Source organism: Streptomyces flavofungini (assembly GCF_041028215.1).
In the GTDB taxonomy this organism is placed as follows: domain Bacteria; phylum Actinomycetota; class Actinomycetes; order Streptomycetales; family Streptomycetaceae; genus Streptomyces; species Streptomyces flavofungini_B.
Window position 1 is genome coordinate 1 of the sequence record NZ_JASKYR010000236.1, and the last position, 12,211, is coordinate 12,211.

General features: G+C 73.1%; 10 protein-coding genes and 1 pseudogene. 8 read left to right on the top strand and 3 right to left on the bottom strand.

Annotated features, from left to right (window positions below; genetic code table 11):
* Together zapE and AB8Z36_RS17900 are read left to right on the top strand one after the other, a co-directional pair.
* The coding region (zapE, locus tag AB8Z36_RS17895; RefSeq protein ID WP_369214322.1) for a cell division protein ZapE at positions 1–917 on the top strand (917 nt) is incomplete at its 5' end.
* Between the two features lie 170 nt (positions 918–1,087).
* Positions 1,088–2,473: a PhoX family protein gene (locus AB8Z36_RS17900; RefSeq protein WP_440581941.1), complete on the top strand. Its 1,386-nt coding sequence runs from the start codon at positions 1,088–1,090 to the stop codon at positions 2,471–2,473.
* 76 nt (positions 2,474–2,549) lie between these two features.
* On the opposite strand, the pseudogene AB8Z36_RS42305 reads toward AB8Z36_RS17900, so the two are convergent.
* Positions 2,550–2,657, bottom strand: a pseudogene (locus AB8Z36_RS42305) (cupin domain-containing protein); the annotation flags it as partial.
* A gap of 11 nt (positions 2,658–2,668) precedes the next feature.
* Here AB8Z36_RS42305 and AB8Z36_RS17910 point away from each other — a divergent pair.
* The 5 genes from AB8Z36_RS17910 to AB8Z36_RS17930 all read left to right on the top strand — a co-directional run bounded on the left by AB8Z36_RS17910 (position 2,669) and on the right by AB8Z36_RS17930 (position 9,584).
* Positions 2,669–3,703, top strand: coding sequence for an enolase C-terminal domain-like protein (locus AB8Z36_RS17910; protein WP_369214323.1), 1,035 nt, complete (start codon positions 2,669–2,671; stop codon positions 3,701–3,703).
* On the top strand, positions 3,700–4,437 hold the full coding sequence (locus tag AB8Z36_RS17915; RefSeq protein ID WP_369214324.1) for an SDR family NAD(P)-dependent oxidoreductase: 738 nt from the start codon (positions 3,700–3,702) through the stop codon (positions 4,435–4,437). Before AB8Z36_RS17910 ends, AB8Z36_RS17915 begins: the two co-directional genes overlap by 4 nt.
* 72 nt (positions 4,438–4,509) lie before the next feature.
* Positions 4,510–6,105: an amidase family protein gene (locus tag AB8Z36_RS17920; protein ID WP_369214325.1), complete on the top strand. Its 1,596-nt coding sequence runs from the start codon at positions 4,510–4,512 to the stop codon at positions 6,103–6,105.
* 41 nt (positions 6,106–6,146) lie between these two features.
* Positions 6,147–8,105 (top strand): acyl-CoA dehydrogenase family protein, encoded by a 1,959-nt coding sequence (locus AB8Z36_RS17925; RefSeq protein WP_369214326.1) that lies wholly within the window; start codon positions 6,147–6,149, stop codon positions 8,103–8,105.
* 288 nt (positions 8,106–8,393) lie between these two features.
* Positions 8,394–9,584: an epoxide hydrolase family protein gene (locus AB8Z36_RS17930; protein WP_369214327.1), complete on the top strand. Its 1,191-nt coding sequence runs from the start codon at positions 8,394–8,396 to the stop codon at positions 9,582–9,584.
* Positions 9,585–9,637: 53 nt separating this feature from the next.
* Here the strand turns inward: AB8Z36_RS17930 and AB8Z36_RS17935 are convergent, their stop codons facing one another.
* The gene (locus AB8Z36_RS17935) at positions 9,638–10,498 is read right to left on the bottom strand and encodes a helix-turn-helix domain-containing protein (RefSeq protein WP_369214328.1); all 861 of its coding nucleotides are present in this window, start codon (positions 10,496–10,498) and stop codon (positions 9,638–9,640) included.
* A 141-nt stretch (positions 10,499–10,639) separates the two neighbouring features.
* On the opposite strand from AB8Z36_RS17935, the gene AB8Z36_RS17940 reads away from it, so the two are divergent.
* Positions 10,640–11,635, top strand: a complete 996-nt coding sequence (locus AB8Z36_RS17940) for an aldo/keto reductase (RefSeq protein WP_369214329.1) — start codon at positions 10,640–10,642, stop codon at positions 11,633–11,635.
* Between the two features lie 15 nt (positions 11,636–11,650).
* On the opposite strand, the gene AB8Z36_RS17945 is transcribed toward AB8Z36_RS17940, so the two are convergent.
* On the bottom strand, positions 11,651–12,211 hold a 561-nt coding region (locus AB8Z36_RS17945; protein ID WP_369214330.1), incomplete at its 5' end, for a CchlQ.

Below are 12,211 nucleotides of genomic sequence, written 5' to 3' on the forward strand. Positions count from 1 at the left end.
GCCAGACCGAGGCGGTCCGGGTCCTGAGCGGGTTCGCCGCGGGGCTCGGCGGAGCGCACGCCTCCGGGGCGGGCCGCAAGCGGTGGTTCCAGAAGAAGGCCGCCGCCCCCACGGGCCCGCGCGGCATCTACCTCGACGGCGGCTACGGCGTCGGCAAGACCCACCTCCTCGCGTCCCTCTGGCACGCCACCCCCGCTCCGCCCGAGCAGAAGGCGTTCGGCACCTTCGTCGAGCTGACGAACCTCGTGGGCGCGCTGGGCTTCCAGCAGACGGTGCGCACGCTCAGCGGCCACCGGCTGCTCTGCATCGACGAGTTCGAACTGGACGACCCGGGCGACACGGTGCTCGTCTCCTCCCTGCTCGCCAAGCTCGTCGAGCAGGGCGTGGCGCTGGCCGCCACGTCGAACACGCTGCCGGGCAAGCTCGGCGAGGGCCGCTTCGCCGCGACCGACTTCCTCCGCGAGATCCAGGGGCTGTCGGCGCACTTCAAGGCGCTGCGCATCGACGGCGAGGACTACCGCCACCGCGGCCTGCCCGAGGCACCGGCCCCGTACTCGGACGAGCAGGTCACGAAGGCGGCGTACGCGACGGAGGGCGCCTCGCTCGACGACTTCGCGCAGCTTCTCGGGCACCTCTCCAAGGTCCACCCGAGCCGGTACGGAGCACTGACCGACCACCTCACGGCCGTCTGCCTCACGGACGTCGCTCCGGTGCCCGACCAGTCGACCGCGCTGCGCCTTGTGGTGCTCGCCGACAGGCTGTACGACCGAGAGGTGCCCGTGCTCGCCTCCGGCGTGCCCTTCGACCGGCTGTTCAGCGAGGACATGCTGAACGGCGGATACCGGAAGAAGTACTTCCGGGCGATATCCCGGCTCACGGCGCTGGCCCGGGACGCCAAGGGTCTCGTGGGCGCGTAGGCACGCGGCGGCGCGGCACAGGCAGCACGGCAGGCACGGCACGAGCACGACACGGCACGAGCACGGCGCGGCACGAGAAATCGAAAGCTACGCGTGTGGTTCCCGAGCACCAGGACGCGTGGTACACACATCCGGTCACATTCCTGTCCGCCAGCAGGAGGTAGCCCCACATGTCCGCCAACATGTCCGCCAACGCGTCCGCCAGCCGACGTCAGGTCCTCGCCCGTACCGGCGCCGTGGGCGTCGGAATCGCCTTCACCGGCGCCCTCTCCGAACTCTTCGCGGGCACCGCCGCCGCCCAGGGAAAGGGCGGCTACGGTCCTCTCGTCCCCGACCCCAAGGGTCTGCTCGACCTGCCGAAAGGTTTCCGCTACCGGGTCCTCTCCCGGGAGGGCGACGACCTCCGTTCGGGTGAGGGCAAGGTGCCGAGCAACCACGACGGCATGGCCGCCTTCCGTGGCCGGAACGGCGGCGTCCACCTCGTCCGCAACCACGAGAACCGCGTCACCGGCAAGATCGGCGTGCCGACCGTCAAGGGCCTCACCTACGACCCGATGGCCAAGGGCGGCTGTACGGCGCTCTCGCTCGACCGGAGAAACAACGTCCTGGGCGAGCGCGTCGCGATCGCCGGGACGGCCGTGAACTGCGCGGGCGGTCCGACCCCTTGGGGCACCTGGCTGACCTGCGAGGAGACCGAGGACAAGGCCGGTACCAACGGCTACACCAAGGACCACGGGTTCATCTTCGAGGTCGACCCGGTCGATCCGCACCGCACCGGCGCGGTGCCGCTCACCGCGATGGGCCGCTTCCAGCACGAGGCGATCGCCGTCGACCCCGAACGCGGGGTGGTCTATGAGACCGAGGACGCCTTCCAGAAGCCCTTCGGCCTCTTCTACCGCTTCCTGCCGAAGAAGCCGGGGGGCGGGCGCGGTTCCCTGCGCGCGGGCGGGAAGCTCCAGGCGATGCGGGTGCCCGGCGTGCCGGACCTGTCCTCGATCCAGGAGACGGGCGCGCGCTTCGACAACGTCGAGTGGGTCGACGTCCCCGACCCGCTGGCCGCGCAGACCCCCATCCGCCTCCAGGACTTCGGCAAGGGCGGCATCACCCACGCGCAGAAGCTGGAGGGCTGCTACTGGGGCGGCTCGTCGGTCTACTTCGTCTCGTCCTTCGCGCACAGGGCGGAGGGTTCGGCGGGCGACCACTTCGGGCAGATCTGGCGCTACGACCCCGCGCGGCGCCGCCTCACCCTCGTGATCGTCTTCGGCCCCGGCACGGACGTCCAGCTGCCCGGCGAGTCCCCCGACAACATCTGCCTCGCGCCCAGCGGCGGCCTGATGGTCTGCGAGGACGGCAGCGGCGCCCAGCACGTCTACGGCGTCACCCGGCGGGGCGAGGTCTACGCGATGGCCCGTGGCCGCCAGAACATCGGCACCCCGGAGAAGCCCGAGTGGGGCGAGTTCGCGGGCGTCACCTTCTCCCCGGACCACGACACGATGTACGTCAACTGCTACACCCCCGGCACGACGTTCGCGGTGACGGGCCCCTGGCACAAGTAGCGCCCGCCGCTCCGCCGGTCAGGGCCCCGCCCTCCTTGGCGGCGGGGCCCTCGCGGCCGGGCGCACGGCCGGGCGCTCACTCCCCGGTGGCCTCCACGATCACCAGGGTTCCCCGGCTCCCCGGCCGCACGGCGTGCGGCACACCGGCCGCCACCACGTACATCTCTCCCGCACCGACCGAAAGGCACCCGGCACGTGACCGCACCACCGACCACCGCCCCCGTACTGCGCACCGTCCCCGTGACCGACCGCACCACCTGGCAGTACGTGCACGCGGGCGCCGGATGGGGCGAGGTGTCGGACATCGGGCGGAGCGCGGCCGTACGGCTCCTGTCCGCCGCACGGCCGCCGCACGGCGACGGGTTCGCCGAGCGCACCGTGCGCGGCGGCCTGGCCACCGCCGAGTGCGACGCCGCCGCGCGCGCCGCCGGACTGCCGCTGGCCGACTGGCTCGCGCGGACCACCGGCCGCACCGTCGTGCGCCGCACGCTGCCGCTGTACGCCAACATCAACCGCGCGGTCCACGCCCGTACCCCCGAGGCCGCCGCCCATGTCGCGGCGCGGGCGGTCGCCGCCGGGTACACCACGGTGAAGATCGCCCCCTGGGACGCCCTGACCGGTCCGGACCGTATCGCGGACGGTCTGCGCATCGCCCGCGCGGTACGGACCGTGATCGGCCCCGGACGCACCCTCCTGCTCGACGCCCACCACCTGCTGACCGTCGACGAACTCCTGGCTCACGCGCGCGCGGTGACGGATCTGCGCCCCGGCTGGCTTGAGGACACCGCGCCGCTCGACGACCCCGAGGGGCTGCGGCGGGTGCGGGAGGCGGTCGGGGTACCGCTCGCGGGCGGCGAGTTCGCGGCCACCGAAGAGGAGGTGCTGCCCGCCCTGCGCTCCGGCGCCCTCGACGTCCTGTTGCCGGACGTCAAGCACGCGGGCGGCCCGCTCCAGGTGCTGCGCCTCGCGGATCTCGCGGCACGGCACGGCGTCGCGGTGTCCCTGCACAATCCCAACGGTCCCGTGGCGACCGCGGCGAGCGCCCACCTGAGCGCACTGCTCCCGCTCACCTCGCCACCGCTGGAGTTCATGTTCGGGGAGGCGGAGTGGCGCCCGGCGAGCGTCACCCCGCCGGAACCGGTGCGCGCCGGGACCTACCCGCTGGGCGCGGGACCGGGCCTCGGCCTCGTACCGACGACACCGTCCGATCCGGCGAAGGAGACCCGATGATGAACCGGTCCGCTCTCGTGCTCGGCGCCGCCGGTGGGGTGGGCCGGGCGTGCGTGGCCCGCCTGGCGGCCGACGGCCACGACGTCGTCGGCCTGGACAGCGACGCCTCGGTGGGTGGCCTCGCGGAGTGCACCGGAGTGGCGGGCGACGCGACCGACCCGGCCGCGCTCGCGCGGGCCTTCGACGCCTGCGCCGAGCCGCCGTCCGTCCTGGTGCACGCCCTGCTGGGCGAGGCGCGGGCCCCGCTGGCCGACCTCACGGCCGAGCAGTGGCGCCACGTCCTCGACGTCTCCCTGGTGTCGGCCTGGCAGGCCGCCGCGGAACTCGTGCGCCGCAAGGCCGCGGGCCCGGCCTCCATCGTCCTCATCGGCTCGGTGCACGCCCACGGCGCCGCCCCCGGCATGGCCGCCTACGCCGTCGCCAAGGCCGGTCTCGCCGCGCTCGCCCGTGCGGCGGCCGTCGAATGGGGGCCGCTCGGAGTACGTACGAACGTCGTCGAACCGGGCTTCGTCGCCGTCGGGCGCAACGCCCACCGCTGGCGGGACAGCGCCGAGCGGGCCCATGTCGAGGCGGCCTATCCGCTGGGCCGCCTGTGCCGCCCCGAGGAGATCGCCGCGGCGGTGGCGTTCCTGGCCGGGCCCTCGTCCTCGTACGTCAACGGCGTCTGTCTCCCGGTGGAGGGCGGGGCACTGGCGTATCTGCCCGAGGTACACGTGCCGCGCCCGCCCTCCTGAGGCGCGAGGTGCCCTCAGACGGTGGCCGCGCCCCCTTGCGCCGAGCGCCGCCGGTGTAGTCGGCTGAGGTCCATGGGGAAGAGAAGCATTGCCGCAACGACCGCCGCTCTTGTCGCCGGGTCCCTTCTGCTGGCCGTACCGGACGCGGGGGCGCAGGCCGCGAAGTCCGGTACCGGCGGCGGCTCGTCGCCGGGGCCCGGGACCTCTCTCGCCGGGGTGGACCTCGACACGGTGACCATTTTGGAGTTGCAGGCGCGTATGGCGCGCGGTGCGCTGACGTCGTCGGCGCTGACCCGGGCCTACCTGCGACGGATCGACGACGTCGACTCAAGGATTCACTCGGTGCTGCGCGTCAGTCCGACGGCGCTGCGCCAGGCCGCCGCCAGCGATGCCAGGCACCGGAGCGGGAAGACCCTCGGGCCGCTGGACGGCATTCCCGTCCTGCTCAAGGACAATGTGAACACCCGCGACATGCCGACGACGGCCGGTTCGCTCGCGCTCGCCGGGCGCCCGCCCGCCACCGACGCGAGGCTGGTGACCCGGCTGCGCCGGGCCGGGGCGGTGATCCTCGGCAAGACCAATCTGTCGGAGTGGGCCAACTTCCGTGCCGCGAAGCCGACTTCGGGGTGGTCCGCGGTGGGCGGGCAGACCAACAACCCGTACGTCCTGGACCGGAATCCGTGCGGATCGTCGTCCGGCTCCGCCGCCGCGCTCGCCGCGTCCTTGTCGCAGGTCGCGATCGGCACCGAGACGGACGGCTCCATCGTGTGCCCGGCCGGGATGAACGGCGTCGTCGGCCACAAGCCCAGCCTGGGTCTGGTCAGCCGGTCGGGCGTGGTGCCCATCTCCGCCGAGCAGGACACGGCCGGGCCCATGGCGCGCAACGTGACCGACACCGCGCTCACACTGTCGGTCCTGAGCGAGGACGCGCGGGGCAGGGACGCCCGGGGCGTCGGCCACGGTCTGCGCGGCAAGCGGATCGGCCTGTGGCGCCTGCCCTCGCTCGGCACCGAGGTGGACGCGGTGATGACCCGTGCGGCGAAGAAGCTGCGCGAGGCCGGAGCGGTGGTCGTCGAGGTGACGCCGCCCTATCAGGCGCGGCTCGCCGAACTGGAGTTCCCTGCGCTGCTCAGCGAGTTCCACCGGGACATCGACGCCTATCTCGCCACCCGCCAGGGGCCCCGGAACCTCGCCGAGCTGATCGAGTTCAACCGAGCGCACCCCGAGGAGCAGAGCTGCTTCGCGGGTCAGGAGCTGTTCGAGCAGGCACTCGCCGCGCCGTCCACGACGGACCCCGGGTACCGCGCGATGCGCGCCGAGCTGAAGGACCTGTCGCGGCGCTCCATCGACGAGACCATGGCCTCCCACCACCTGGACGCCATCGCCTCGCCCACGAATCCGCCCGCGTGGACGACCGACTGCGCGCGCGGCGACAATGACGTCATCCCGTCGTCCACCCCCGCGGCCGTCGCCGGTTACCCCTCCCTCTCGGTGCCCGCGGGCTCGGTCGGCGAACTGCCGGTCGGCCTCCTCCTGATGGCCGGTGACCACCAGGACTCCGCGCTCCTCTCCCTGGGGGCCGGAGTGGAGAACCGCCTGAAGGCCTGGCGGGCGCCGCGCTTCCTGCCGACGACGGGAACGGCCGGGACGGCCGGTGACTCACGGTGAGCCGTCGATTCGATGATCCCTTCGTCGGGTAGCAGGGCGACATGGTCACCGACAGCGACACCTCCCCGAGCGGCTATGTGCGGCCCGTCATCGACGTCCAGGCTCTCGCCGGGCTGCTCGACGGCGAGTACGCCGACATCCGCGGCCTGGTCCGGAAGAATCTGACGGCGTACGCGGGCGTCCTCGACGAAGCGGAGGAGCTCGGCTTCGACGCGTTCCGCGAGCGGGTGCGGGAGGTCGTCGTGGAGATGGCGGCGACCGGGCAGACCGGCATGGGGTTCCCCGAGGAGTACGGCGGTGGCGGGGACGTCGGGGCGTCGATCGCCGCGTTCGAGACGCTCGCCTTCGGCGATCTGTCGGTCCTGGTGAAGGTCGGCGTGCAGTTCGGGCTCTTCGGCGGCGCCATCCTCCAGCTGGGCACCGAGCGCCACCACAAGGCCCATCTGCCGCGCCTGATCACCGGCGAGCTGATGGGCTGCTTCGCGATGACCGAGACCGGGCACGGCTCGAACGTCCAGGCGCTCTCCACACTGGCCACTTATGACGCCGAGGCCGGTGAGTTCGTCATCACCACCGGCACCGACCAGGCCCGCAAGGACTACATCGGCAACGCGGCCCGGCACGCCGAGCTGGCCGTCGTGTTCGCGCAGCTGGAGGTGGGCGGCGAGCAGCGTGGCGTGCACGCGTTCGTCGTGCCGGTGCGCGTCGGCGGCGAGGTGGCGCCCGGGGTCCGGATCGAGGACGACGGCCGCAAGATGGGCCTCAACGGCGTGGACAACGGACGGATCTGGTTCGACGGCGTCCGCGTGCCGCGCGAGGCACTGCTCAACCGGTTCGCCGACGTCACCCCCGAGGGCGTGTACCAGAGCCCGATCGACAACCCCGACCGCCGCTTCTTCACCATGCTCGGCACCCTGGTGCAGGGGCGGGTCAGCGTGGCCGGTGGTGCCATCAACGCCAGCAAGGTGGCCCTGGCGATCGCCACGAAGTACGCCGTGCGGCGCCGCCAGTTCACGGCCGCGTCGGACACCGACGAGCAGGTGCTCCTCGACTACGGCATGCACCAACGCCGCCTGTTCCCCCTGCTCGCGCGGACCTACGCGCTGCACTTCGCCCAGGACGTCGTGCGCACGCAGTTGCACGAGGTCTTCTCGGCGGCCGACGGCGACGAGCGGGCGCGGCGTGAGCTGGAGGCGCGGGCCGCGGGCACCAAGGCGCTCGGCACCTGGCACGCCACCCGCACGATCCAGGAGTGCCGTGAGGCGTGCGGGGGCGCGGGCTATCTGGCCGTCAACCGGTTCGCCGCCCTCAAGGCCGACAGCGACGTCTTCGCGACGTTCGAGGGCGACAACCACGTACTGCTCCAACTGGTGGCCAAGGGCCTGCTCACCCACCACGCGAGCGAGTTCGAGAGCATGGACCAGCTCGGCATGGTCAGGTACGTCACGAACCTCGCCGTCGAGACGGTCATCGAGAAGACGTCGGCCCACAAACTGCTCGAACGGGTGCGTGACCTGCTGCCCGGCGGCGACGAGTGGGACCAGGAGGCGGGTCTCCTGGACTCGGAGTACCACCTGGCCATGCTCCGTTTCCGCGAGGAGCACATGCTCGCCGGTGTGGCACGGCGCCTCAAGCGGGGCATGGACCGCAAGACCCACCCCGGTGTCGTCTTCTCGGAGGTCCAGGACCACGTGATCGCGGTGGCCCACGCGCACGTGGAGCGCCTGGTCCTGGAGGCGTTCGTCGACAAGGTGGGCCAGGTCCCTGACGGTGACAACAAGGTGGCTCTCGGTCTGCTGTGCGACCTGTTCGCCCTGTCCACCATCGAGGCGGACCGCGCGTGGTTCATGGAGCACGGCCGTCTGACGGTCCAGCGCTCCAAGGCCATCCGCCGCGAGGTGACCGACCTGTGCCGCAAGATCCGCCCCCTCGCGACCGATCTCGTCGACGCCTGGAACATCCCGCGGGAGATGCTGCGCTCCCCCGATCTGGTGGGGTGAGCGGCGGGTGGGTCTCGCCGAGGCGGGCGCCGTCGAGCATGGCCAGGTTGGCGCCCTCGCCGTTCGGGGCAGGTGTACTGCGGCGAACCGCGCCGGATGCTGCTCGACGCGCTCCCGGCCGGTACCGTCCGCTGGGGACACAAGGCCAGCGACGTCCGTGCCCTCGGCAACCGTCGACAGCCGCCCCGCACAAGCCCCCGGCGACTTCAGGTCCCGCGACGGCTCAACGAGGGCGCCCGCCCGCCGTGTCTGCCCGCCGCGCCCAGCCCTCCGTAGCAGGATGTCGGCATGACGACGAGCCCCGGCGGTGCCCTCGCGCCGCACCCCGAACCGTTCGCGCCGAGGACGGAACCAACCGTCCTCGACGATCTGCGGGCTCGTCTGCGCGCCACCCGCTGGCCCGACGCGCCCGAGGACGCGGGCTGGTCCCTGGGCACCGACATCGGCTACCTGCGCGAGCTAGTGGGCTACTGGGCGGACGGCTTCGACTGGCCCGCGCAGGAGGAACGGCTCGCGCTGCTGCCCCGGTTCCGCGCGCGGGTCGGCGGCCTCGGCATCCACTTCGTGCACGCGCGGGCCGCCGCCGCGCCCGGGACCGCCGCCCTGCCGGTCGTGCTCTGCCACGGCTGGCCCGACGCGTTCTGGCGCTACGAGAAGGTCGTGCCGCTGCTGACCGACCCGGGCGCGCACGGCGCGGACCCCGCCGACGCGTTCGACGTGGTGGTGCCCGACATGCCGGGCTACGGCTACTCCGACAAGACCACCGGTCCGCCGCTCAGCTCCATCGACGTGGCCGGGCTGTGGGCCGGGCTCATGACGACGCTGGGGTATGACACCTTCGGCGCGGCGGGCGGTGACATGGGCAGCCACGTCAGCCGCTTCCTCGCGCTCGACCACCCCGACCGGGTCGTGGCGGTGCACCGCATAGACGCGGGCATGCCCAGGTTCACCGGCGATCCCGCGGAGCTGACGGCCGAGGAGCGCGCCTGGTTCGAGAGCGCCCGGACCTGGGGAGCGGGCGAGGGCGCGTACGGGGCGATGCACCGGACGAAACCGCAGACGGCGGCGTTCGGGCTCACCGACTCCCCCGTCGGGCTCGCGGCGTGGATCGTGGAGAAGCTGCGGGCGTGGAGCGACTGCGGCGGCGACATCGAGAGCGTCTACACCAAGGACGAGATCCTCACGAGCGTGATGCTGTACTGGCTGACCGGCACGATCGGCTCCTCGATGCGGATGTACCACGCCAACGCCACGATCGACCCGGCGCAGTTCGACCGGCGGGTGGAGGTGCCGTCGGGCTTCTCGCTCTTCCGGGGTGACGTCGTCCGCCCGCCCCGGGCCTGGCTGGAGCGGACGACCAATCTGGCGTACGTCAGTGAGCCCGAGCACGGCGGCCACTTCGCCCCGTTCGAGCAGCCGGAACGCTACGCGGAGGAGCTGCGCGCGTTCTTCCGGCCCTTCCGGCCCGGACGCTCCTGACGCCCCTGACGCCCCTGGGGCCTCTCGTTCGGATCAGGCCGGGGCGGGCCGCTTCACTTCGGCGGTGCGCCGGTCGTGTCCGCGGGAAAGTCCTGGGTGCCGAGTACGCGCAGCAGGTCGAGGCGCTCGCGGGTCCGGGCGTCCGCCGGGGTGAGCACCAGCAACTGCTGGCCCTGGTCGGGGGTGACCAGGGTTTCGCAGTCCATGACCAGGGGCCCCACCCTGGGGTGCAGCAGCGTCTTGCGGTCGGCCCGCCGCACGGCCACCTCGTGCGCGTCCCACAGCCGCCGGAAGTCGGCGCTCGCCGCCCGCAGGCGGTCGACAAGACCGGCGACGACCGGGTCGCCCGCGCGCCTGCCCGCGGTCGCGCGCAGGTCGGCCACCATCTGCCGGGCCCTGAGCTCCCGCTCCCCGGGAGGAGCGACCTCGCGGGCCGCCGGGTCGGTGAACCACCGGTAGACGAGGTAGCGCCGGTCTCCGGTGAGATCACCCGGCTCGCCCGTCAGAAGGGCGGACATGCGGTTCTGGGCGAGGAGCTCGCCCAGGTCGGACAGGACCAGGGCCGGGGTGTCGCCGAGCAGGTCAAGCATCCGCACCAGACCCGCGCGGGCCAGCCGGGCCACCTGGTCGGCGGGCGGGGCGTGGTGTCCGGCCAGATGGAACAGGTGGGAGCGCTCGTCCTCCGACAGGCGCAGCGCCCGCGCCAGGGCGCCGAGGAGCTGGACCGAGGGCTGGCTGCTGCGGCCCTGCTCCAGGCGGACGACGTAGTCCACCGACATCCCGGCGAGCATCGCCACCTCCTCCCGGCGCAGGCCACGGGTGCGGCGGCGGGGGCCTTCGGTGATGCCGACCTCCGAAGGGCTGATCGCCTCCCGGCGGGTGCGGAGGAAATCGGCGAGCTGGTCGCGTTCCATGCGTCCATGATTGCTCGCCGCGGCCGGCGCAGCCAGGGAGCGGCTCTCCCATGATGAGCGCTCCGCTCCCGCGGTCGGCGCCACGGGGGCACGGTGGGGGCGGAACGCAGAGCAACGACGAGAACGACGAAGGAGAACGCGATGCACCAGCGAACCCTGGGCGCCACCGGCCCTGCCGTTTCCGCCCTCGGCCTGGGGGCCATGGGCATGTCGGGTGCCTACGGCGAGGCCGACCGTGCCGAGAGCCTCGCGACCGTGCGGGCCGCGCTCGACGCGGGCGTCACGCTGATCGACACCGGTGACTTCTACGCGACGGGCCACAACGAACTGCTGCTGGCCGAGGCGCTGCGCGGCCGGGCCCGGGACAGCTACCAGCTCAGCGTGAAGTTCGGCATGCTCAGCGCCCCGGGACCGGCGTTCATCGGCCAGGACTGCCGTCCGGAGGCGGTGAAAAACTTCCTGGCGTACTCCCTGACCCGGCTCGGCACCGATTACATCGACGTCTACCGTCCCGCCCGCCTCGACCCGGCGGTGCCCATCGAGGAGACGGTCGGCGCGGTGAAGGAGATGATCGACGCGGGTTACGTACGGCATCTGGGGCTCTCCGAAGTCGACGCCGCGACGATCCGCCGGGCGCACGCCGTCCAGCCGGTCGCCGACCTGCAGATCGAGTACTCACTGATCTCGCGGGCGGTGGAGACGGAGGTCCTGCCCGTGCTGCGTGAGCTCGGCATCGGCATGACCGCCTACGGGGTGCTCAGCCGCGGTCTCATCTCCGGGCACTGGACGGCCGGGCACCGCGCGGGCCCGGGTGACATGCGCGGTCACAGCCCGCGCTTCGCCGCCGAGAACGTCGGGCACAACCTGTCCGTGGTGGACGCGCTGCGCCGGGTCGCCGACGCCAAGGGCTGCACCGTCGCCCAGCTCGCCATCGCCTGGGTGGCCGCGCGGGGCGAGGACATCGTGCCGCTGGTCGGCGCCCGCACCCGGCAGCGCCTCACCGAGGCCCTGCCCGCCCTTGAGGTGGACCTCACCACGGCCGACCTCGCCGCCATCGAGGAGGCGGTGCCACGGGGCGCGGCACGCGGGGACCGTTACCCGGCGGCGTTCATGTCCGGCCTCGGAGTGGGCAACTAGGGCCTTCCGTCCGGTTCAGGCCGGGCTCGCGGAGTGCGCCCCGCACTGCGGGCAGCGTTCGCGGCCGTCCCACGCGGACCAGCCGAAGTCGGTCGGGGCGAGGGGGTGGCCCCCCAGTTCGTCGCGGACGGCCTCGCGGTAGGCCCAGACGGCGTCCAGGTAGGGGTGGTAGACGTCGTGGAACGCCGGGGCCGACACTCCGGCGCCCCCGGCGACCACCTTCCGCAGGGCGCGGAGGCGTTCGAACATGGTCTGGCCCGTGCCCGCGATGCGGGCGCTCGCGTCGATGAAGAGGCGTTCGCGCACCTCGTAGACGCGGGCGTCGGTCAGCGCCGCGCGGCTCGCCTCCTCCAGGCCGTCCGCCCCGGCGCCGCCCTGCGCGAGGCGGCGCAGCTCGGTGTGGGCCGCGCCCGCCGCAGCGATGAAGTCCGTGTAGACCTCCCGGCGGCGCGCCTGGAGCCCCCGGCGGTGCTCCTGCCGGGTGCGCAGCCGGTCGGCGAGCACGGTGCCCGCGATCGCGATCAGACCACCGCCCAGCGTGGCGACCAGCGTCCCCCACTCCACCCCGCACTCCCC

Excerpts from the sequence above, each read along its gene's own strand:
- AB8Z36_RS17900 (WP_440581941.1), top strand. The coding sequence starts at position 1,088 with ATGTCCGCCAACATGTCCGCCAACGCGTCCGCCAGCCGACGTCAGGTC.
- AB8Z36_RS17915 (WP_369214324.1), top strand. The coding sequence starts at position 3,700 with ATGATGAACCGGTCCGCTCTCGTGCTCGGCGCCGCCGGTGGGGTGGGC.
- AB8Z36_RS17920 (WP_369214325.1), top strand. The coding sequence starts at position 4,510 with ATGGGGAAGAGAAGCATTGCCGCAACGACCGCCGCTCTTGTCGCCGGG.
- AB8Z36_RS17925 (WP_369214326.1), top strand. The coding sequence starts at position 6,147 with ATGGTCACCGACAGCGACACCTCCCCGAGCGGCTATGTGCGGCCCGTC.
- AB8Z36_RS17930 (WP_369214327.1), top strand. The coding sequence starts at position 8,394 with ATGACGACGAGCCCCGGCGGTGCCCTCGCGCCGCACCCCGAACCGTTC.
- AB8Z36_RS17935 (WP_369214328.1), bottom strand. The coding sequence starts at position 10,498 with ATGGAACGCGACCAGCTCGCCGATTTCCTCCGCACCCGCCGGGAGGCG.
- AB8Z36_RS17940 (WP_369214329.1), top strand. The coding sequence starts at position 10,640 with ATGCACCAGCGAACCCTGGGCGCCACCGGCCCTGCCGTTTCCGCCCTC.